At 67.3% G+C, this 19986-nt stretch carries 19 protein-coding genes and 1 tRNA gene; 15 read left to right on the forward strand and 5 right to left on the reverse strand.

From position 1 onward, the window contains the following. The first annotated feature begins 38 nt into the window (after positions 1 to 38). The 4 genes from ACH0AE_RS07230 (at position 39) to ACH0AE_RS07245 (ending at position 3705) form a co-directional block, all read left to right on the forward strand. Positions 39 to 1364, forward strand: a complete 1326-nt coding sequence (locus ACH0AE_RS07230) for a replication-associated recombination protein A (protein WP_294444201.1) — start codon at positions 39 to 41, stop codon at positions 1362 to 1364. Between the two features lie 37 nt (positions 1365 to 1401). After that, positions 1402 to 2715 (forward strand): serine hydrolase, encoded by a 1314-nt coding sequence (locus ACH0AE_RS07235; RefSeq protein WP_294444202.1) that lies wholly within the window; start codon positions 1402 to 1404, stop codon positions 2713 to 2715. 18 nt (positions 2716 to 2733) lie between these two features. After that, positions 2734 to 3612 carry a hypothetical protein gene (locus ACH0AE_RS07240; RefSeq protein ID WP_294444203.1) on the forward strand — a complete coding sequence of 293 codons (879 nt, stop codon included), beginning with the start codon at positions 2734 to 2736 and terminating at the stop codon, positions 3610 to 3612. Between the two features lie 17 nt (positions 3613 to 3629). Next, positions 3630 to 3705 (forward strand) — tRNA-Thr (locus tag ACH0AE_RS07245). Between the two features lie 22 nt (positions 3706 to 3727). On the opposite strand, the gene ACH0AE_RS07250 is transcribed toward ACH0AE_RS07245, so the two are convergent. Both ACH0AE_RS07250 and ACH0AE_RS07255 read right to left on the reverse strand, forming a co-directional pair. Beyond that, positions 3728 to 5107 carry a serine hydrolase gene (locus ACH0AE_RS07250; protein WP_294444204.1) on the reverse strand — a complete coding sequence of 460 codons (1380 nt, stop codon included), beginning with the start codon at positions 5105 to 5107 and terminating at the stop codon, positions 3728 to 3730. Continuing rightward, complete coding sequence (locus ACH0AE_RS07255) at positions 5088 to 6668, reverse strand: alginate export family protein (protein ID WP_294444205.1); 1581 nt, start codon at positions 6666 to 6668, stop codon at positions 5088 to 5090. The genes ACH0AE_RS07250 and ACH0AE_RS07255 overlap by 20 nt, the downstream gene beginning before the upstream one ends. A 433-nt stretch (positions 6669 to 7101) precedes the next feature. On the opposite strand from ACH0AE_RS07255, the gene ACH0AE_RS07260 reads away from it, so the two are divergent. After that, complete coding sequence (locus ACH0AE_RS07260; protein WP_294444206.1) at positions 7102 to 8208, forward strand: serine hydrolase; 1107 nt, start codon at positions 7102 to 7104, stop codon at positions 8206 to 8208. 7 nt (positions 8209 to 8215) lie between these two features. Here the strand turns inward: ACH0AE_RS07260 and ACH0AE_RS07265 are convergent, their stop codons facing one another. Together ACH0AE_RS07265 and ACH0AE_RS07270 are read right to left on the reverse strand one after the other, a co-directional pair. Continuing rightward, a complete protein-coding gene (locus ACH0AE_RS07265; RefSeq protein ID WP_294444207.1) occupies positions 8216 to 8446 on the reverse strand; it encodes a hypothetical protein in 231 nt (76 codons plus the stop codon). 82 nt (positions 8447 to 8528) lie between these two features. Next, positions 8529 to 8675 carry a hypothetical protein gene (locus ACH0AE_RS07270; RefSeq protein ID WP_294444208.1) on the reverse strand — a complete coding sequence of 49 codons (147 nt, stop codon included), beginning with the start codon at positions 8673 to 8675 and terminating at the stop codon, positions 8529 to 8531. 131 nt (positions 8676 to 8806) lie between these two features. On the opposite strand from ACH0AE_RS07270, the gene ACH0AE_RS07275 reads away from it, so the two are divergent. The 10 genes from ACH0AE_RS07275 (at position 8807) to ACH0AE_RS07320 (ending at position 18465) form a co-directional block, all read left to right on the forward strand. After that, positions 8807 to 9502, forward strand: a complete 696-nt coding sequence (locus ACH0AE_RS07275) for an endonuclease/exonuclease/phosphatase family protein (RefSeq protein WP_294444209.1) — start codon at positions 8807 to 8809, stop codon at positions 9500 to 9502. Continuing rightward, positions 9499 to 11784 carry a patatin-like protein gene (locus tag ACH0AE_RS07280; RefSeq protein ID WP_294444210.1) on the forward strand — a complete coding sequence of 762 codons (2286 nt, stop codon included), beginning with the start codon at positions 9499 to 9501 and terminating at the stop codon, positions 11782 to 11784. The genes ACH0AE_RS07275 and ACH0AE_RS07280 overlap by 4 nt, the downstream gene beginning before the upstream one ends. Positions 11785 to 11841: 57 nt before the next feature. After that, on the forward strand, positions 11842 to 12228 hold the full coding sequence (locus ACH0AE_RS07285; RefSeq protein ID WP_294444211.1) for a hypothetical protein: 387 nt from the start codon (positions 11842 to 11844) through the stop codon (positions 12226 to 12228). A gap of 5 nt (positions 12229 to 12233) precedes the next feature. Beyond that, entirely contained in the window at positions 12234 to 12908 is a 675-nt protein-coding gene (gene pyrF, locus ACH0AE_RS07290; RefSeq protein WP_294444212.1) for an orotidine-5'-phosphate decarboxylase, read from the forward strand. Positions 12909 to 13005: 97 nt separating this feature from the next. Further along, positions 13006 to 13644 carry a phosphoribosylanthranilate isomerase gene (locus ACH0AE_RS07295; RefSeq protein ID WP_406875603.1) on the forward strand — a complete coding sequence of 213 codons (639 nt, stop codon included), beginning with the start codon at positions 13006 to 13008 and terminating at the stop codon, positions 13642 to 13644. Then, positions 13641 to 14870 carry a tryptophan synthase subunit beta gene (gene trpB / locus ACH0AE_RS07300; RefSeq protein WP_294444214.1) on the forward strand — a complete coding sequence of 410 codons (1230 nt, stop codon included), beginning with the start codon at positions 13641 to 13643 and terminating at the stop codon, positions 14868 to 14870. The genes ACH0AE_RS07295 and trpB overlap by 4 nt, the downstream gene beginning before the upstream one ends. Next, entirely contained in the window at positions 14867 to 15658 is a 792-nt protein-coding gene (gene trpA, locus ACH0AE_RS07305; protein ID WP_294444215.1) for a tryptophan synthase subunit alpha, read from the forward strand. Before trpB ends, trpA begins: the two co-directional genes overlap by 4 nt. Beyond that, positions 15655 to 16515 (forward strand): acetyl-CoA carboxylase, carboxyltransferase subunit beta, encoded by an 861-nt coding sequence (gene accD / locus ACH0AE_RS07310; protein WP_294444216.1) that lies wholly within the window; start codon positions 15655 to 15657, stop codon positions 16513 to 16515. The genes trpA and accD overlap by 4 nt, the downstream gene beginning before the upstream one ends. Positions 16516 to 16627: 112 nt before the next feature. Then, positions 16628 to 17965 (forward strand): folylpolyglutamate synthase/dihydrofolate synthase family protein, encoded by a 1338-nt coding sequence (locus ACH0AE_RS07315; protein ID WP_294444217.1) that lies wholly within the window; start codon positions 16628 to 16630, stop codon positions 17963 to 17965. A gap of 68 nt (positions 17966 to 18033) precedes the next feature. Further along, positions 18034 to 18465, forward strand: coding sequence for a DUF6628 family protein (locus ACH0AE_RS07320; protein ID WP_294444218.1), 432 nt, complete (start codon positions 18034 to 18036; stop codon positions 18463 to 18465). A 14-nt stretch (positions 18466 to 18479) separates the two neighbouring features. Here ACH0AE_RS07320 and ACH0AE_RS07325 read toward each other — a convergent pair whose 3' ends face one another. Beyond that, positions 18480 to 19829: an AmpG family muropeptide MFS transporter gene (locus ACH0AE_RS07325; protein ID WP_294444219.1), complete on the reverse strand. Its 1350-nt coding sequence runs from the start codon at positions 19827 to 19829 to the stop codon at positions 18480 to 18482. Positions 19830 to 19986 lie beyond the last annotated feature (157 nt).

The following is a 19986-nucleotide window of genomic DNA, read 5'->3' on the forward strand; positions in this document are numbered from 1 at the left end:
CGCTGTGCAAAAACCGGAGCGCCACCTATCTAGCGCGCATGGCCGATCTCTTTGCCGGGTTCGAACCCCCGGCCGCTGCGGACGTACCCGCTGCTGATGCCCCACTTGCCGATCGCCTCCGCCCCCGCCGGCTGGAGGACGTGGTCGGGCAGAAACATCTCACCGGCCCCGAAGGCGCGATCGGGCGCATGGTCGCGGCAGGTCGCCTGTCGTCGATGATCCTCTGGGGACCGCCCGGCACCGGGAAAACGACGATCGCACGCCTGCTGGCGGACGCGGTCGGCCTGCGCTTCGTTTCGATCTCGGCCGTCTTTTCGGGCGTCGCCGATCTCAAGAAGGCGTTTGCCGAAGCGCGCGATGCAGCCAGGATGGGGCGTCGCACGCTCCTGTTCGTGGACGAGATCCACCGTTTCAACCGCGCGCAGCAGGACGGCTTCCTACCCTATGTCGAGAACGGCACCGTCACCCTCGTCGGCGCAACCACCGAGAATCCATCGTTCGAGATCAACGCCGCATTGCTCAGCCGTGCCCAGGTGCTGATCCTCCAGCGGCTCGACACGCGTGCGCTGGGCGAACTCATCACGCGCGCGGAGGCGATGGTCGGACGCCCGCTGCCGCTTGATGAGGCGGCGCGTGACGCGCTTCTCGCCAGCGCCGACGGCGATGGCCGCTTCCTTCTCAACCAGGTTGAGACGCTCTTCTCGGTCGATCTTGAGAAGCCGCTCGATCCGGCCGGATTATCGGCGTTTCTTCAACGCCGGGTCGCCGTCTACGACAAGGATCGTGAGGGGCATTACAACCTCATCAGCGCCCTTCACAAGTCGATGCGCGGGTCCGATCCGCAGGCCGCGCTCTACTATCTCGCGCGCATGCTCACCGCTGGTGAAGAGCCGCTGTACGTCCTTCGCCGCATCACGCGCTTTGCCAGCGAGGACATCGGGCTCGCCGATCCGAAGGCGCTGGTACAATGCCTCGCCGCCAAGGACGCCTATGACTTCCTTGGCTCGCCGGAAGGCGAACTCGCGATCGTCCAGGCGTGTCTCTATTGCGCCACCGCGCCCAAATCGAATGCCGCGTACAAGGCGATGGGTGCCGCCTGGCGCAGCGCACGGGAAACGGGTTCGCTGATGCCCCCTTCAACAATCCTCAATGCACCGACGAAGCTGATGAAAGACATCGGCTATGGCAAAGGCTATGCCTATGACCATGACAGTGCAGATGGATTCTCAGGGGCCAATTACTGGCCGGACGAACTCGGCCCGCAACATTTCTACTCTCCCAGCGGACGTGGCTTCGAGCAGCGGATCGCGGAGCGGCTGGCGCATTGGGAGGCGCTCCGCGCTGAGCGGGGTCCTCGCCGCTAGCCTCGCAGCGACGGCGGCGGTCCCGGCGAACGCGCAGGTGATCGCGCAGCAGACGAGCAGCGAATACCACCATGCAATCGCCGCCGGCTACAAGGCGCTGATGCTGTGCGAGGGTGTGATCGCCGCCGGCCGCACGGAGGCGCAGGTCTCCGCCGTCGAACTGCGCGGCATCTACCCCGAATATGACGCGATCGTGCCGAAGCTTCGCGCCTCGATCGATCGTAAGGCACGCACGGTCAGTGTCCCGTTCGCGGCCGATCTCCCGCCACGCCGCGCCGAGTGGGGCCCACGCACCGGCTGTGTCCTCGCGCCGATCGGCGGCACCGCGCGCGTCGCGCCTGCCTTAACCACAGCGCCCGCCCTCCCCGCGCCGGCCGACCCGCGGCCTTGGCCGATGGGTGATGCCGGCGTCGCACCGCGCCCTTCTCCCGCCCTCGCCGCCACGATCGGGCGCGCCTTCGATCGCGCCAGCTACGGCAAGGGCGAGACGCTCGGCGTCATCGTCATGCGAGACGGCAAGATCATCGGAGAACGCTACGCCGACGGTTTCGGCCCCTTCGTTCCCAACCGCACCTGGTCCGTGGCGAAGAGCGTCGCCGGCACGCTCGTCGGCATGGCAGCGCGCGATCTGGCGATCGATCCGAGGAAATCCGCCGGTATCCCCGAATGGAAGACGCCGGGCGATCCACGTCAGGCGATCACGCTCGATCAATTGCTGCGCATGTCCTCGGGCCTGCACAGCGACCATTACGGCAATCGCACGGACGCGCTCTATTTCGGCGGCACCACCGTCACCGAACAGGTGCCCGGCTGGCCGCTCGAAGTGAAGCCCGGCACGCGCTTTCGTTATGCCAACAACGACATCCTGCTCGCGGTCCGTGCCGTCCGTGCGCGAATGAACAACGATCGCCGCTACGCCGATTGGCCCTCACAGTTGTTCCGTCCGCTCGGCATGCAGCACACCACCGCCGGCACCGACTGGCAGGGCAATCTCCTCCTCTCCAGCCAGATCTGGACGACCGCGCGCGATCTCGCCCGCCTCGGCCAGTTCTGGCTGCAGGACGGCGTGTGGCAAGGAAAGCGCCTGCTTCCCGCCGGTTGGATGCGCAACATGACGACGCCGTCGGGCCCCCAACCCGCCGACGGCCCAGGCTACGGCGCGACTATGTGGCTGTTCGGGCCGAAGCAGGGCCTTCCCGCCGGCAGCTATTCCGCGCAGGGCAATCGCGGCCAATATGTCATGGTGGTGCCCAGCGAGCGGCTGGTGATCGTCCGCCGCGGCGAGGATCCGGGCAGCGCGCGCTTTGACATCGCCCGCTTCACCGCGGATGTCATCCGGGACGGCAGGTAAAGAGCTGGCCGTAATCCTTTGATCTTCCCGAATACTCCGCCCCGCCTCCCGACGCATTTCCGCCGCTTCGCCGCGATCGACTGGTCGGGAGCGAAGGGGAAGCGCCACAAGGGGATCGCCGTCGCCCTCTGTGAGGCTGGCACCGCCGCGCCCAGGCTCGTCCCCCCGCCGGACCGGGTCTGGTCGCGCCGCGACGTGCTCGAGTGGCTGCTGGCCGAGGCGGCATCCCCGCTGCTGGTGGGGATCGACTGCAGCTTCTCCGCCCCCTTCCTCGCCCGCGGTGCGCACCTGCCGGGCGAAACCCAGACCGCTACCGCGCGTGACCTGTGGCGCTACGTCGATGACAACAGCCCCGACGACGATCTCGGCGCCGCTTCCTTTCTCGAGGCACGCCGCGGCCGCCACTTCTACCTCGGCGCCGCCGACGGTCCGAAGCGAGATTTCCTCCACTGGCGCGCCTGCGAAATGGCCGGCGATCGCTCGACCAAGCCGACAACCGTCTATGACGCGATCGGCGCGGCGCAGGTCGCCAAGGCAAGCTTCGCCGGCATGCGCCTCCTGCATCACCTCGACGGCCGCCTGCCGGTCTGGCCGTTCGACGGCATTCCGTGCGAGGGCGCGCTGCTGGTCGAGATCTACACCTCGATCGCCGCCCGCGCCGCCGGCATGCCGCGCGGCCGCAGCAAGATGCGCACGGGTGAAGCGCTGGACATTGCGCTGCAGAACATCGGCAGCGCGCCGCATGCCGCGCTCGCCCGCTATGACGATCACGCCACCGACGCGATCCTCGCCGCGGCGTGGCTGCGCGCCAGCGTCGGCCGCCCCGATCTCTGGCATCCGCCAGGCCTTACCAACACCGTTCGCGAAACCGAAGGCTGGACGTTCGGCGTCGCTTGACGCATGAGCACCGCCACGCCGGTTTAGCTCAGCTGGTAGAGCAGCGGTTTTGTAAACCGAAGGTCGCGGGTTCGATCCCTGCAACCGGCACCACCCCCTCAACGCCAGCGATCCGTCACCGCCGCGATTTCAGATATCCGGCGACGGCGCGATACGCGGGCAGCGACGTCGGGTCGTTCAAGCCGTTTGACGCCGTCGGCATCGACGCGAACCTCACCAGCACCATGTCCGCATCCCAGTCGACATACACGGTCTGCCCGTGGACGCCGCGTGCCGCGATGATCGTGCGATTGCTGGGATAGATCCACCACAGCCCGGCGTAGGTCCCACCGGCAAGCGCCGGATAGGCGTTGCCGAACTTCTTCGGGTCGCCGCCCGTGCGGATCGCCTCCACCGCCGCGGCGGGGAACAGCCGCTCACCGTTGATGACGCCCTTGTTCAGCATCAGGAGGCCAATGCGGCCCATGTCCCGCATGCCGGCGCTCAGCCCGCCACCGGCGAACGGCGTCCCGATGGCGTCGACCGTCATATAGGCGTCCTGCTCGGCGCCCATGCGCCGCCACAGCCGCTCCGACGCCAGCGTCGCCACCGACTTGCCGCTGACGCGCGAGACGATCCAGCCGACCATATCGGCATTGGGCGTCTTGTAATGGAAGCCCTCGCCGTTCTTCCCCTCCGGCTTGATCTGCTCCAGGAACTCGAAATAGCCGTTCGGCCCCTCGTAGCCGGCCGGCTTTGGCAAGGGGCTGGTGGCGGCGGCATATTTCCACACGCCCGCATTGGGATCGGTATAGTCCTCGGAATAGTCGAGCCCGGTGGTCATGTTCATCACCTCGCGCACCGTCGCGGTGCCGAACGCGCTCTTCGCGACCTCCGGCACATAGCGCGTCACCAGTGCGTTCGGATCGAGCTTCCCTTCGGCGATCAGGATCTCCGCCAACAGCCCCGTCATGGACTTGGTCATCGACATGGCAGCGTGCTTGGCGTCCGGCTCCAGGCAGCCGGAATACCATTCATAGATCACCTTCCCCTTGTGGAAGATCAACATGCCGTCGGTGTAATTGACGCCGAGCGATTGCTCCCACGTCAGTGGCTTGTTCGAATTCAGCGGCGTGAACGTCAGCGCGTTGATCGCCTTCGCCGTTTGCGCAAGCTCCGCCGGCGGCAGATAGGTCAGCGGAATGGCGTTCTTCAGGCCGCGGTTGATCTCCACCGTCGGGAGCAGCTGGCGGATGTGGCAGACCGACCAGCGCAGCTTCGGGAAGCTGAAATAGTCGGATTCCGGCTGCATGATCAGCTTGTCCTTGGGCGGGGGGAAGCCCTGCATCCAGCCCATCACGCGCGGGTCTGATTCCGCCGCCGACAAAGGCGCCTTCTGCGTGCTCCCGGCGGAAGAACTCGCCTGTTCCTGTGCCGACACGGCCACTGCCGCAACGGCGATGGCGGCGGCGCAGGCAAGCCCCAGGCGCGAGGCGCTAGTAATTGACCACGACATTGATGAATGCTCCAGACCAGATGGGCGGTGTTCCCGGGACCGCTGCCTTGATCCCGGCGCCCGGAAACGACGCGCTCACCCCCGCGGTCAGGAACACGTCCGGCCCGAAGATGTGGTTATACTCCAGGAACAAATCGTCCGAGAGATGCCGCTTGGTCACGCCCGAGATCAGGTTGAACCCGCTCGGCGTGGAGACGAGCCGCGTCGTCTGGCCGAACTGGATCGGGCTGCCGAGCTTGTCCGCGTCGATCCGGGCAAAGCGCAGCGTCAGCGCGTCCTGCTTCGACGGCTGAACGGCGAACGCGAGTTCGAGCGCGCGCAGGTTCGAGTTGATGAACACCATCGAGGATTTCGATCCGGTCGCCCAGGCACCCGGCGATCCCTCGTAGTACAGCGGATCGAACCGCTCGAGCTTCGGCGTCGTCGGATCGTCGCCGGAGAACACCTTGACGGTGCCCGTGAGCGTCGGCGTCCACGACGTCTCTGCAAACCGATAGCCGACCTGCGCGCGGCCCGCCCAGGCGGACATGTTGATCCGGTTGTTCCACTCGTAAGCAAAGTCGCCGGTCGCAAACCAGTTTCGCAGCAAGCCCTCGCTGCCGATGGCGCGGAAATAGAGGTTGATCGCGTTCGTCTTGTCGCGCCCGTCGGGGATGATCGTCGGCGCGCCCAGGCCGTCCGGCGCGGCGCGGATGTACGGAGATTGCGATCGCAGCACGTTGACGTAGGTGAAGCCGAGATAGTCGCCGCCGGCGGAATCGTAGCGGATGTCGGCACCGGCCAGCTGGTTGTGGCCATTGTTCGATTTCAGTTCGCGCGGCTCGATGAAATAGCCGGTGATCGTCCGCCGCCCGTTGATGATGCGGATGATCCCCGCCTGCTTCCAAGCCTTGCGCGGCCCGAACTTGAGCGCTCCGCGCTCGAACCCGCTCGTCCCGCCGTTCGCGATCAGCATGCCGCTGCCCAGCTGCAACTCGCGCGGGCCGAACGAGCCGTCGAACGCGACGGGGTGATCCGCCGTGCGATAGCCGAGATAGCCCTCCTCCAGCGTGATCGCACCTTCGTCCTTGGCGTCGAAGGCGTCCCGACCCCAGGTCCGTGAGGCGACGCCGGAAACCTTGCCGTACAGGGTACCGCCGTTCGCAAAGGTCTTGTCGAAGCCAAGGCCCGGCTTCACGTAGGATTCCAGCCAGTTCTGGTTGGAGTTGAACCGCGCATCCGGCGCGTAGACCGAGGCGAAGTTCCAGAACAGATTTGATTCGCTGACGAGGTTCAGCCCGCCCTGGAAGTACCAGCGGACGGCAAGACCATCCTTGTCGTAGATCGTCGTCTTGGCCGTGTTGACTGGCGAATTGTCCTTCAATTCCTCTGATTCGAGCGCCGAGGGGCCACCTTCGGGCAGGCTCGTCTTTCCGGTTCGCCGGACCGATCCATCGGTCACCTGAAGCCCGCTGTCGCGGCCCGCGGGAATATCGCAGTCTTCTCCGCCGGTGCATTCCTGCTCTTGGGCGATCAAGACGGCCTGAACGTCGGCAGATGGAGGCGGCAAGTCGATCATCATGCACGACTCGCCAGCGCTGCGATGCTGGACGCAGCCGCACCTCCGGCCGGGCGCCTGCGCCGCATCAAAAGCCCGGCTAACTTCACCAGAAGCAGGGGAGTGTTGGTAGAAGCGACAGATGGCCGCATCAGTATAACGACGGGCCGCAGAGCGATCCGGTAAGCACCTGCCGAGACACGACGGACGAGACTTGTTGCTCCAGTTCCCGCAAACCCATCGCGACGCCAGCAGCTCATCATTCGGCCTCCCGTCGTGAACTTGGTATGCCGACGGGTAGAGTGGGACTATGGGTAGACCTACCTACGTGTGCCCGGACCGGCTGGCCCGCACGGAGAGCGGCGGTGCGATCTCAGCAACACTTGATGACTACGTTTGTAGTCGATACAGCAGCCTTCCTTCAGTCACCACGAGTGCCAGTGTGCTACGATCCGCCTTGTCCCGCCTTGCCGCCGCCAGTGTCGCTGCCGCCAGCCTCACCGCCGCTGCGCCGGCGGATGCCCCCCAAAGCTATGACATCACCGCGATTGACCGCGAGGTGAAGGCTCAGTGCGCCAGCGGCACCTTCTCGGGCGTGGTGCTGATCCAAGCCGGTTCGCGGCGGCTCTACGAGCATGCATGCGGAATGGCGGATCCCGTCAACCGCATCGTCAACACTCGCGGCACGCGCTTCAAGATCTTCTCCACCAGCAAGTTCCTCACCGCCTTGGTTGTCATGCGGCTCTCCGAACTCGGCACGCTCGAACTAGACGCGCCGGTCAGCCGTTACGTTCGGGACGTGCCGCGCACGTGGCGGCCGGTCACCCTGCGCATGCTGCTGAACCACACGTCGGGGATTCAGGACCTGTCCGACCTCGCCTTCGGGAGTTTCCGCAGCACGCCGGAAGCCGCAATGCGCGATACCCTTGCGCGCGTGCCAAAAGATCGTGCCCGCCTGCTAACGCCGGCCGGCATCGCCTTCGCCTACAACAATTTCGGCTTCGAGCTTCTCGCGGACGCGGCTGCCCACGCCGCCGGTCGCCCCTTTGCGGAGCTTCTCGACACCCTCGTCTTCAAGCCCGCCGGCATGGCGACCGCCTCGGTCGAGCCGCCCAATGTCCTGCTCGGTCACCCGCTCGCGGTGACGGAGCCGGGCGTCGCGATCGGCTTCAACGGCACGCCGGGGAAGCTGGAACAGGCCACCAATTACGCCTTCATGCAGCTTGGCGCCGGCGCCGTGCGCGCGACCGTCGATGACTTCGTCGCGCTGGACCGTGCGCTCAGCGAAGGCCGGGTGATCTCCCGCGAAAGCTACGCCGCGATGAAGCTCGATCTCGTGACCGAACCGAGCGGCCCCGCGCCGCGCCAGTTCGGCCTGGGCATGATCGTCACCACGGTGAACGGCGTCACCATGGAAGGGCACACCGGCGGCACCAACGGCTATATCTCGGATTTCGAGCGGCTGCCGGGCGGCGTGATGATGATCGCCTTGTCGAACCGCGGCTTCACGAAGACACGCTGGCTGCGCGAAGGCGTGGCTGAAATGGTGCGGCAGGCACGCTGAGGCGTGCCTATGCCGATGCCAGCGCCTTGGCGCGCTCCCGCTCAACGTCCTTGGTCACCAGCTTGCAGATATAGTTCCAGCGTCGCCGCTCGAACGTGCCGAAGCGGCTCAGCTTGATGCGGCGCTGCACATAGCCAATTGGATCGTCGGCATGTTCGGCGATGACGCGGCGCGCCCTGATCTTCGCATCCGTCTTCCATCGCTCGGAAGCGCCTGAGAAGAAGTCGAGACGAGCCATCGACGAAAATCCCCCACCACGAGTTGATCAGCTTACAGCAATTTTGGCAGCAGAGAAGATCCGAACCGGTCCTTTCCCGCAATCAGCGCTCGGGAAGCCCGGCGGTGCGGATCAGCTCGCGCCAGGCGGCCTCCTGGCGGCGGCGCCGCTCGGGATCGCGGCGCCGAGCGGTGGTCAGCATTGCCGCAACGCCGATCAGCGGCACGATGATCGTCAACTCGAATATCATGGCCGCCTCCTTGCCTCGTGATGCCGCGCTAGGTGCTTGCGCCATCGCAGCGGCTCGGCCAATCGACGTGCGACCTGGCGTCGACCAAGCGGCCGCAACCACATCGCGCGGAGGAGCGTTCCACAATCCCCATGATCCGCGTCGCCAGTTACAACATGCACAAGGGTGTTGGCACGGATCGCCGCCGCAGCCCCGAACGGATCCTCGAGGTTCTGCGCGAGGTGGATGCCGACGTGATCGCGCTGCAGGAGGCCGATCTGCGCTTCGGCGATCGCACCGCCGTAATCACCCCGCATCTGCTCGAGGAACATACCGACTGGAAACCGGTCGATTTCGGCGTCCGCGTCGCCTCGATGGGCTGGCACGGCAATGCGCTGCTGATCCGCAAGGACGCGCAGCTGGTCGATTGCGAAATCATCCACTTGCCCTCGCTTGAGCCGCGCGGCGCCGTGATGGCCGATATCGGCTTTGCGGAAGGGGTGCTTCGCGTGATCGGGATGCACCTCGATCTTTCCGGCCTGTGGCGTCGCCGTCAGGCCGCGGCCATCATGTCCCATGTCGAAAGCAGCACGCACCGGCGGCCGACCGTCCTGATGGGCGATCTCAACGAATGGACCCGCGCCGGCGGGTGCCTCAGGGATTTCTCGCGTGACTATGCCGTCGCCGAAACCGGCCCCAGCTTCCACGCGCGTCGCCCGATCGGCCGGCTCGACCGGATCATGGTATCGAACGACGTGTCGGTGGTGGAGGCCGGCGTCCACACCAGCGCCGCGGCGCGAAAGGCCAGCGATCATCTCCCGATCTGGGCAAACCTGTCGCTGGCATGACGCGTAAGTCGGAATTGCGGCTGGCACTGGTGTGCTACGGCGGGATCAGCCTTGCGGTGTACATGCACGGCATCACCAAGGAGATCTGGCACGTCGCCCGTGCCAGCCGCGCCAGCCATGATGGGCAGACGCTGGGCGGCAGCGCCGGCGCCTATGCCGCCTTGCTGTCGGAGATCGCCGAGACGGCCGAGGTGCGGCTGCGCATCCTGCCTGACATCATCGCCGGCGCCAGCGCGGGCGGGATCAACGGCATCTTCCTCGCCCAGGCGCTCAGCGCCGGCCAGTCGCTCGATCCACTCACCGATCTCTGGCTCGAACATGCCGATGTCGATGCGCTGATCGCGCCCGATGCCGCGCCCGCCTCGCGCTTCTCGAAGGCTTGGGCGCTGCCGCTCGCCTGGATGGCTGCGGGCCGTAGCGCCGAGAAGCTCGATGGCCTTGACGATCACACGCGCGAGGAAGTCCGCACGAAGCTGTCGCACTTTGTCCGCTCGCGCTGGTTCGAGCCGCCGTTCGACGGCCCCGGCTTCACCGGCATGCTGCTCGACGCCTTCGAGGCGATGGCCGCCGCCCCGCGCGGGCCGCGGCTGCTGCCCCCGGGCCAGCCGCTCGATCTCTTCGTTACCGTCACCGATTTCACCGGTCATCCCGAGCGGCTGACGCTCCACTCGCCGCCCGAGGTGGTCGAGACCGAGCACCGCCTCGTCATCTCGTTCAGCGATCGCGGCGCCCCGTGCGAGACGCTCGCGCCCCCGCCCGAGCTCACGTTCGCGGCCCGCGCCACGTCCAGCTTCCCCGGCGCCTTCCCCGCCTTCACGCCGGCAGAGCTCGATGGCGTGCTGGATAAGCGCGAGGCGAGCTGGCCCGGCCGCGAGGAGTTCCTGCACCGCACGCTGCCGCGCCACGCCGCCGCCAATGCGGCGGACAAGGCCGCGCTGATCGACGGATCGGTGCTCGCCAACGCCCCCTTCCGCCCCGCCATCGACGCGCTGGAGGAACGCCCCGCCCGGCGTGAGATCGACCGCCGCTTCGTCTATATCGATCCGTCACCCGGCATGAAGTTCCGCCTCTCGTCGGGCAGCGAGACCGCGCCCGGCTTCTTCCAGACGATCATCGGCGCGATCAGCGAACTGCCGCGCAAGCAGCCGATCCGCGACAATCTGGAGGCGATCGCCGCCCGCTCCCGCCGCATCGAGCGGATGCGCACCATCACCGCCGCGCTCCGCCCCCAGGTGGAGGCCGAGGTCGAGGCGCTGTTCGGCCGCACCTTCTTCCTCGATCGCCCGACGCCCGCGCGGCTCTCGTCGTGGCGCCGCCGCGCCCAGATCGCCGCCACTGACCGCGCGGGCTTCAGCTATGCCGGCTACGCCCATCTCAAGATCGCCGGCGTGGTGGAGATGATCACCAACTTGCTGCACACCGTGGGCGGCAAGGCCGGCGCGGCGCGCGGGGACCAGATTCGCGCGCGGATCGAGGCCGCGCTGTTCGCGCGGGGATATGACGAGGCTGCACCGTCCGACGCGTCGAGCGCCGCGTCGATCGATTTCCTGCGTACCTTCGACATCGGCTTCCGCATCCGTCGCCTGCGCCTCCTCGCCCGCCGCCTGACCGAGCTTGAGGCGGAGCATGAGGAAGAACAGCTGCAGCCGATCCGCGACGCGATCTACGATTCGCTTGCCGCCTATCTCGAGCGGCGCCTCGCCAGCAGCCACCGCGATCTGCGCGCCGATGTGCGCCGCCGCAACGGCGATACCGATGCGCTGCTTGATCGCCTCGCCGCCTCGATGAACCTGACGCAGCTTGATGCGGAGACGGACCAGCGCCTCGCCGACACGCTGGGCGCATTGCCGCGGCAGCCACGCCGCGCGCTGCTGCTCCATTACCTCGGCTTTCCTTATTTCGATCTCGCCACCCTGCCGTTGCTGCAGGGCGAGGGGATCGACGAATTCGATCCGATCAAGGTGGATCGCATCTCGCCGGACGACGCCACCGCAATCCGCGCCGGCGGCGCGGAGGCGACGCTGAAAGGCATTCAGTTCAGCAACTTCGGCGCCTTCTTTAGCAGGGCGTATCGCGAGAACGACTATCTCTGGGGGCGCCTCCACGGGGCGGACCGGATGATCGACATCATCGTCTCGGCGCTCCCGGCGGAGGCGCGGATGCGGCCCGGTCAGGTCGCTGCGGCCAAGCGCGCGGCCTTCCTCGCCATCCTCGACGAGGAGGAACCGCGGCTTGGCACCGCCTCGGCGCTGATCACCCAGTTGCGCAGCGAGATCGGCTGAAGGCTGGTCAAAGCGGCCCGCGCGTAATAGCGTCCGCCGCATGCCGGAGCCCCAACGATGCAGTTCCTGAAAATCCTGTTCTGGGCGCTGATCGCCTTCGTTGCCGCCATGTTCACCTTCGCCAACTGGAATTGGGTGCCGGTCCATGTGTTCGGCAATCTGATCGCCGAGGTGAACCTGCCGCTCTTGCTGCTGGCAACGTTCCTCCTGGGCTTCGTTCCGACCTTCCTGTTCCAGCGCACCATCCGCTGGCGCCTTAGCCAGCGCCTCGCCGCGGCGGAGCGGACGATCGCCGATCTTCGCGCCGTGCCGCTCGCGCCCGTCGTGCATGAGGCGACACCGGTCGCGCCGGAGCCAGCGCCAATGGCAATTGCAACGCCCGCCCCGGCCGCCCCCGCACCAACCCCAACCCCGCTTCCCCCCGTTCCTCCCGCAACGGCCTGACGTCCATGACCAACCGCATCTATGTCGCGCTCGACACACCGGACCTCGAACGCGCGAAGGCAATTGCCGCGCGCGTCCGTCATCACGTCGGCGGCATCAAGCTCGGGCTGGAATTCTTCCTTGCGAACGGGCGCAGCGGCGTGCGCGAGATGGCGGACCTGGGCCTGCCGATCTTCCTCGATCTGAAGCTCCACGACATCCCCAACACCGTCGGCAAGGCGATCCAGGCGCTGCGCCCGCTCGAACCGGCGATCCTCACCGTCCACGCCGCTGGCGGCCAGGCGATGCTGGAAGACGCGAAGGCCGCCGCGCCGTCGGGGACGAAGGTAGTGGCCGTCACCATGCTCACCAGCCTCGATCAGCGCGATCTCGCCGCCACCGGCATTCGCGGTGACGCGCACGAACAGGTGCTTCGCCTCACCGAACTCGCCCGGGCGTCCGGCGTCGACGGCATCGTCTGCTCGGGCGAGGAAGTGAAGGCCGCCCACGATCTGTGGCCCAGCGGCTTCTTCGTCGTACCCGGCGTGCGCCCGGCGGACGGCGTGATCGGGGACCAGAAGCGCGTGGTGACGCCGCGCGCCGCGCTTGACGCCGGCGCCTCGATCCTGGTCGTCGGTCGACCGATTACCCAGGCCGAGGATCCGGACGCCGCCGCCCGCACGATCAGCGCGACGCTCTGACAGGCGCGCCCCGCCTACCGGGATCCCTGACGCTGATCATTGATTGAGCTTGGTGCGCGCGCCGTCTGGCCGCGCTTCCACGACAGGACCGTTCTTCATGCCAGCAACCGCAAAGATCTGCGGCCTTTCGACGATCGAGACGCTCGACGCGGCCGTCGCCGGCGGCGCCAGCCACGTCGGGTTCGTCTTCTTCCCGCCTTCGCCGCGCCATCTCGGTTTCGACCGGGCAGCCGCACTTGCCGGCCGCACCCCGGGCCATGTCGGGCGCGTCGGCGTGTTCGTCGATCCCGATGATGCGCTGGTCGAGCAGGCCGCGCGCGCCGCTCGCCTCACCGCGATCCAGCTTCACAAGACAGCGCCGGCACGCGTCGCCGCGTTGCGCCAGGCCACCGGCATTGAAACCTGGGCAGCAGTGGCGGTGAAGGCGCAGGCTGACGTCGCGGAGGCGCGCCACTTCACCGGCGCCGCCGATCGCATCCTGTTCGACGCCAAGACGCCGGATGCGGCCACGCTCCCCGGCGGGATGGGTATCCGCTTCGACTGGTCGCTGCTCGACGGCGTCAGCCACGCCCTGCCCTGGGCGCTCTCCGGCGGGCTCAATCCGGCCAATGTCGCCGAGGCGATCCGGCGTACCGGGGTGCGGCTGGTCGACGCTTCCTCCGGTCTCGAGACCGCGACCGGCGTCAAGGACGTGGACAAGATCACCGCCTTCCTGCAATCGGTCGCCGCATCATGAACGCCCCCAATTCCTTCCGGGCCCAGCCCGATGATCGTGGCCACTTCGGCGATTATGGCGGCCGCTATGTCGCCGAGACGCTGATGCCGTTGATCCTCGATCTTGAGCGCGAATATCGCGCCGCGAAGAACGATCCCGCGTTCCAGGCGCAGTTCGACGATCTGCTGGAGCATTATGTCGGCCGCCCCTCGCCGCTCTATTATGCCGAGCGGCTGACGGAGGCACTCCGTGCGAGCGCGCCGGACGGCATGGGCGCAGAGGTCTGGTTCAAGCGCGACGAGCTCAACCACACCGGCGCGCACAAGATCAACAATTGCATCGGCCAGATCCTGCTCGCCATCCGCATGGGTAAGACGCGGATCATCGCGGAAACCGGCGCTGGTCAGCATGGCGTCGCCACCGCCACGGTCTGCGCGCGCTTCGGCCTCCCCTGCGTCATCTACATGGGCGCCAAGGACGTCGAGCGGCAGCAGCCTAACGTGTTCCGCATGAAGCTGCTCGGGGCCGAGGTCCGCGCCGTCACCTCCGGCGCGAACACGCTGAAGGATGCGATGAACGAGGCGCTGCGTGACTGGGTCGCGAACGTCCACGACACCTTCTACATCATCGGTACCGCCGCCGGCCCGCACCCGTATCCGGAGCTTGTCCGCGATTTCCAGAGCGTGATCGGCCGGGAGGCCCGCGCCCAGATGCTCGCGCGCACCGGCCGCTTGCCCGATCTGCTCGTCGCTGCGATCGGCGGCGGCTCGAACGCGATCGGCCTGTTCCACCCGTTCCTCGACGATACCGACGTGAAGATGCTCGGTGTCGAGGCAGCGGGCGAAGGGCTGGAGAAGCGCCACGCCGCAAGCCTTGCCGGCGGCTTCCCCGGCGTGCTTCACGGCAACAGGACCTATCTGCTGCAGGATGACGACGGCCAGATCGCCGAGGCGCATTCCATATCTGCCGGTCTGGATTATCCCGGCATCGGCCCGGAACATGCCTGGCTGAAGGATATCGGCCGCGTCGAGTATACCAGCGTCACCGATGACGAGGCGCTGGACGCCTTCCAGCTGCTCTGCCGCACCGAGGGCATCATTCCCGCGCTCGAACCTTCGCATGCGATCGCAGCGGTGGGCCGTAAGGCACGGGAAATGAAGCGTGACGACGTGATCCTCGCCAATCTGTGCGGCCGCGGAGACAAGGATATCTTCACCGTCGCGCACGCGCTGGGGGTGGCGATATGAGCCGCCTGTCACAGGCGTTCGGTGCGGATCGTGCCGCGCTCGTCACCTTCATCACCGCGGGTGACGGTGACACCGCCGCGGTGCTCGACGCGCTCGTCGCCGGCGGCGCCGACGTGATCGAACTCGGCATGCCCTTCACCGATCCGATGGCGGATGGCCCGGCGATCCAGGCGGCCAATCTGCGCAGCCTCGGCGCCGGCACGACAACCGCCGATATCCTGCGGATCGCAAAGGATTTCCGCGGCCGCCACCCGCAGGTGCCGCTGGTGCTGATGGGCTATGCGAACCCGATGCTCCGCCGCGGCCCGGATTGGTTCGCCGCTGCCGCGAAGGATGCCGGCATCGACGGCGTGATCTGCGTCGATGTCCCGCCCGAGGAAGACGACGCGCTCGGGCCGGCGCTGCGCGCCGCCGGGATCGATCCCATTCGCCTCGCCACTCCCACCACCGATGCGGCGCGCCTCCCGCGCGTGCTCGATGGCGCCTCCGGCTTCGTCTATTACGTGTCCGTCGCCGGCATCACCGGGCTGCAGCAGGCAGCACAGACCTCGATCGAGACGGCGGTCACCCGGCTGAAGCAGTCCACCGATCTTCCGATCGCGGTCGGCTTCGGCGTGCGCACGCCCGAGCAGGCGCAGGCGATCGCCCGCGTCGCCGATGGCGTCGTCGTCGGCTCGGCAATCGTCGAACTCGTCGAGCGTCACGGCGGGGATGCGCCGGCTGCCGTGCGCGACTATGTTGCGACCCTCAGCGGCGCGATCCACGCCGCGCGAAAGGTAGATGCATGACTTGGCTCTCGAGCGTCCGTAACGCGCTCTCCTTCGTCGTCCCGGCGAAGAAGGAAACTCCTGACAACCTCTGGCACAAGTGCAAGGGGTGCGGCTCCATGGTGTTCACCAAGGAGTGGGAGGAAAACCTCTCCGTCTGCCCGACGTGCGATCATCACGGCCGCATCGGCCCTGCGGCTCGCTTCGCGCAGCTGTTCGATCCCGGCAGCGCCGACGTGCTGCCTGCGCCGAAGGCACCGGAGGATCCGCTCAAGTTCCGCGATTCGAAGCGCTACGCCGATCGCCTGAAGGCCGCCCGCGCCGAGACCGGTGAGCAGGACGCGTTCATCAACGCGCGGGGCCGCATCCACGGCCACAAGGTCGTCATGGGCGTGCAGGATTTCGCCTTCATGGGCGGCTCGATGGGCCAGGCCGTGGGCGAAGCCTTCATCCAGGGCGTGGAAGCCGCGATCGCGGACAAGTCTCCGTACGTCGTCTTCACCGCCAGCGGGGGGGCGCGCATGCAGGAAGGCATCCTCAGCCTGATGCAGATGCCGCGCAGCACCGTCGCGATCCAGATGCTGCACGATGCCGGACTGCCGTACATCGTCGTTCTCACCGATCCCACCTCGGGCGGCGTGATGGCGGCTTATGCGATGCTCGGCGACGTCCAAATCGCGGAGCCGCGCGCGACGCTCGCCTTCACTGGCCGCCGCGTGATCGAGAACACGATCCGCGAAAAGCTGCCGGACGATTTCCAGACCAGCGAATATTATCTGGAACACGGCCTCATCGACATGGTCGTCCACCGCGCGGATCTGCGCGAGCAGCTCGCGACGGTGATTGGCTATCTCTGCCCGGAACGCAAAGTGGCCTAAGCACGCCGCTCCACGTCACGGCTAAGGGGTAGGGCTTGCCCCCGGGACCAACGCACTGGGCTAAGGGACAAGCCCTCCCCTAGCCCCTTCCCGCCGGCGGGAGGGGGGACCGATGCCCGATCACGCGATTTCAACCGATCCCGCCGTGCAGGCCCAGCTTGATCGGCTCTGGTCGCTGTCCCCCGGCGCCGACGTGCTCGGCCTGTCGCGCATCAGTGCGCTGCTCGCCCGGCTCGGCGACCCGCACCACCATCTGCCGCCCGTGTTCCACGTCGCCGGCACCAACGGCAAGGGCTCCACCTGCGCCTTCCTGCGCGCAATGCTGGAAGCGGATGGAAAGGCGGTGCACGTCTATTCCAGCCCCCACCTCGTCCGCTTCAACGAACGGATCCGGCTCGCCGGCCGGCTGATCGATGACGAAGCGCTCGCCCCGCTGCTTCAGGAAGTGCTCGACGTGGGCGGAGACATTGGCGCCAGCTTCTTCGAGGTAACCACCGCCGCCGCCTTCCTCGCCTTCTCGCGCACGCCCGCTGATGCCTGCGTCATCGAGGTTGGGCTCGGCGGACGCCTCGACGCCACCAACGTGCTGACGCCGATTGTCGCTGGCGTCGCTGGGCTAGGGATCGACCACGAAGGCTTCCTGCTCGCGCCGGAGCCCGGCGTGCCCGAGGTCCCGCTCGCTCGCATCGCCTTCGAAAAGGCCGGCATCGCCAAGCCCGGCGTCCCGCTCGTCACCCAATCCTATCCTGACGTCGCCCGGCACGCGATCGAGGCCGTCGCCGACGACCGCGCCGCGCTGCTCTGCGCGCGCGGCGACACATGGGATGTGGAGGCGCGTTCCGACGGGCTGCATTACCAGGACGCGTTCGGCCCGCTCCATTTGCACCCACCTGCGCTCATTGGTGCGCATCAGATCGCCAATGCCGGTCTTGCGGTGGCCATGATCCGCCATCAGCGTACGGTTTCGGTTCGCCATGCCGCGCTCTCCGCCGGCCTCCAGCACGCGCATTGGCCCGCCCGGATGCAGAAGCTCGCCGACAGCCCGCTCACCCGGCGGCTCGGCACGATACCGCCCGGCGGCGTCTGGCTGGACGGCGCCCACAATGATTCGGCCGCCGCGGCGATCGCCGCGGATTGGCCGCGCGACGCTTCCACTTCGATCGTGCTCGGCATGCTCGCCAACAAGGACGCAGCGGGCGTCGTCCGGCACCTCGTCGGCATGGCCAGCACTGTCCACCTCGTTGCCGTGCCCGTCCCCGGCCACGCCTGCCACGATCCCGAAGCGCTCGCTGATCTCGCCCGCGCCAACGGCGCCACGGCCGGAACCGCGGATGACATCGGATCGGCCTTCGATCTTCTTGCTGCGCACACCCCGGACCGTATCCTCGTCGCAGGATCGCTATACCTCGCCGGCAAGGTGCTGGAGGCAAACGACGAGCTGCCTGCCTAGCGTGTTAGTTGCGATTGACTTGCAATAGCGGATTGGGGACAGTGCCGGGACGAGAGGAGTCGTTCCCCATGTCCCTATCCGCCACCACCACCTTTTCCGCGCTGCCCCACGCGCTGCCGATTTGCCCGAACGCGCGGCTGGCGCTCTTCGCGATGCGCCGCATCGGCGCGCATGGCCTTGCTGACGCGCGCGCCGCGCACGCCGTCTTCACCGCGTTCGGAGAAGGCTTCCGCCGCCCGCTCGTGCTGCTCCGCGCCTTCATGGCGGACATGGCGTCAGCTGCCGCTCGCCCGATCTCGATCGCGCATTGCTGCTGCAGCCGCGCGACCCCCGCCGAAGCCGCGCTCCTGACGGTGCTCGCCCGTGTCGAATGCTATTCGGAAACGTCGCGGCTGTTGCTGGCCGACCTGCTCGGCATCCGCAACGTGGATGGCGTGCTCGCCAGCGCCGCCGCAGTCGCCGCCGCCTTCGCCGACGAGGGCCGCCCGATCACCGCCTGAGCATCGCTTGGGCGCTAGGGCGTCAGCTTCTGCGGCGTGGCGGGCACTTCCACCTCTTCCGGCTCCACCTGCCGTGCCCGCTCCACCACGAACCCCTTGCGCCACAGGAACCACAGCAGCACCAGCCCCGGCAGGGCGACGATCATCGTCACGATCCAGAAGCCCACCCAGCCGAACGTATCGGCGACATAGCCCGACGGCGTCGAAAGCCACGTTCGCCCCACCACCGCAAAGGAGCTAAGCAGCGCGAACTGCGTCGCGGTATAGGCAAGGTTCGCCAGCCCCGAGAGGTACGTCGCGAACACCGTCAGCCCGATCCCGCTCGTCACCTGCTCCGTCGCCACGGCGATGAACAGCCAGGTATTGGAATGCCCCTTCGCCGCCAGGATCGCGAAGGTCGCGTTCGACAGCATCATCAGCATGCCCGACACGAACAGCGCGCGCCCCATCCCCAGCCACGCCAGGAACGGCGCACCAAGCGCGGTGCCGATCAGCAGCCCCCACAGCCCCACCACCTTGTTGATCGCGATGAACTCAGTGTCGGAGAAGCCGAGTTCGACGATCATCGGGTTCAGCATCCCCTGCCCCATCGCGTCGCCCAGCTTGTAGACGAGCACGAACAGCAGGATCAGCACGGCGCCGCGCCGCTGGAAGAATTCGCGGAACGGGCTCACGACCGTGTCGGTGAACCATCCCTTGCCGCCGCGCGCCCGCACCTGTTCGTGCAGCCCCGGTCCGGCCCATATCGCCGCGATGATCGCCGGGATGAGGCACAGTGAGGTCAGGCCGTAGCCAAGCGCCCAGCCAAGCCCCAGGCCCTCGCTTGACGCCACCGCGATCGTGCCGACGCCGGCGATGAAGTTGCCGGTGCGATAGCCGAACTGGTTCATCGCCGTGCCGTGCGCCAGTTCCTCGTCGGGGAGGATCTCGATCCGATAGGCGTCGATCACGATGTCCTGCGTCGCCGACAGGAACGCGGTCATGATCGCCCAGAAGGCGAAGACGCCGATGTGGTTCTCGGGCTCGCTCGCGCCCAGCATCCAGACGGAAACGAACAATAGCGCCTGGACCAGGAACAGCCACGCGCGGCGCTGCCCGAACATGTTCGCGAGCACCGGCAGGCGAATCCGGTCGATCAGCGGCGCCCACAGGAATTTCAGGGTGTAGGGGGTAGTGAGCCCGATCGCGAAGCCGATCGTCTTCTTGTCGATGCCGACGCGCGCCAGCCAGAACGTCATCGTGCCCAGCAACAGCGTCAGCGGGAAGCCGCTCGAAATGCCCAGCAGGAATGCAGCGATCGGCCGCGGCCTCAGATACGGGCCGACGGCTGCGCCAAAGCCACGCTGCGCCACCGCTTCCGCCATGCTACGCCAACTCCCCACCCGCCGTGCCGCCAAGACTAGCGGGAAAAATCATCGAGGTAAGCCCCTTGCCCGCACGAAGGCGGCAGCATCCGCCGCGACGAAGCAGTTCCACGTTCGATCGAGACTGGAAGAAGAAGGGGCGCCATCCTTAAGGGAT

This window comes from Sphingomonas sp. 179-A 2A2 NHS (assembly GCF_045371305.1).
Taxonomy (GTDB): Bacteria; Pseudomonadota; Alphaproteobacteria; order Sphingomonadales; family Sphingomonadaceae; genus Sphingomonas.

Coding starts and splice junctions, on each gene's coding strand:
- ACH0AE_RS07285 (WP_294444211.1), top strand. CDS start 11,842: ATGCAGTTCCTGAAAATCCTGTTCTGGGCGCTGATCGCCTTCGTTGCC.
- trpB (WP_294444214.1), top strand. CDS start 13,641: ATGAACGCCCCCAATTCCTTCCGGGCCCAGCCCGATGATCGTGGCCAC.
- ACH0AE_RS07295 (WP_406875603.1), top strand. CDS start 13,006: ATGCCAGCAACCGCAAAGATCTGCGGCCTTTCGACGATCGAGACGCTC.
- ACH0AE_RS07315 (WP_294444217.1), top strand. CDS start 16,628: ATGCCCGATCACGCGATTTCAACCGATCCCGCCGTGCAGGCCCAGCTT.
- accD (WP_294444216.1), top strand. CDS start 15,655: ATGACTTGGCTCTCGAGCGTCCGTAACGCGCTCTCCTTCGTCGTCCCG.
- ACH0AE_RS07230 (WP_294444201.1), top strand. CDS start 39: ATGGCCGATCTCTTTGCCGGGTTCGAACCCCCGGCCGCTGCGGACGTA.
- ACH0AE_RS07270 (WP_294444208.1), bottom strand. CDS start 8,675: ATGATATTCGAGTTGACGATCATCGTGCCGCTGATCGGCGTTGCGGCA.
- pyrF (WP_294444212.1), top strand. CDS start 12,234: ATGACCAACCGCATCTATGTCGCGCTCGACACACCGGACCTCGAACGC.
- ACH0AE_RS07275 (WP_294444209.1), top strand. CDS start 8,807: ATGATCCGCGTCGCCAGTTACAACATGCACAAGGGTGTTGGCACGGAT.
- ACH0AE_RS07265 (WP_294444207.1), bottom strand. CDS start 8,446: ATGGCTCGTCTCGACTTCTTCTCAGGCGCTTCCGAGCGATGGAAGACG.
- ACH0AE_RS07280 (WP_294444210.1), top strand. CDS start 9,499: ATGACGCGTAAGTCGGAATTGCGGCTGGCACTGGTGTGCTACGGCGGG.
- ACH0AE_RS07320 (WP_294444218.1), top strand. CDS start 18,034: ATGTCCCTATCCGCCACCACCACCTTTTCCGCGCTGCCCCACGCGCTG.
- ACH0AE_RS07325 (WP_294444219.1), bottom strand. CDS start 19,829: ATGGCGGAAGCGGTGGCGCAGCGTGGCTTTGGCGCAGCCGTCGGCCCG.
- ACH0AE_RS07250 (WP_294444204.1), bottom strand. CDS start 5,107: ATGTCGTGGTCAATTACTAGCGCCTCGCGCCTGGGGCTTGCCTGCGCC.
- ACH0AE_RS07255 (WP_294444205.1), bottom strand. CDS start 6,668: ATGATGATCGACTTGCCGCCTCCATCTGCCGACGTTCAGGCCGTCTTG.
- trpA (WP_294444215.1), top strand. CDS start 14,867: ATGAGCCGCCTGTCACAGGCGTTCGGTGCGGATCGTGCCGCGCTCGTC.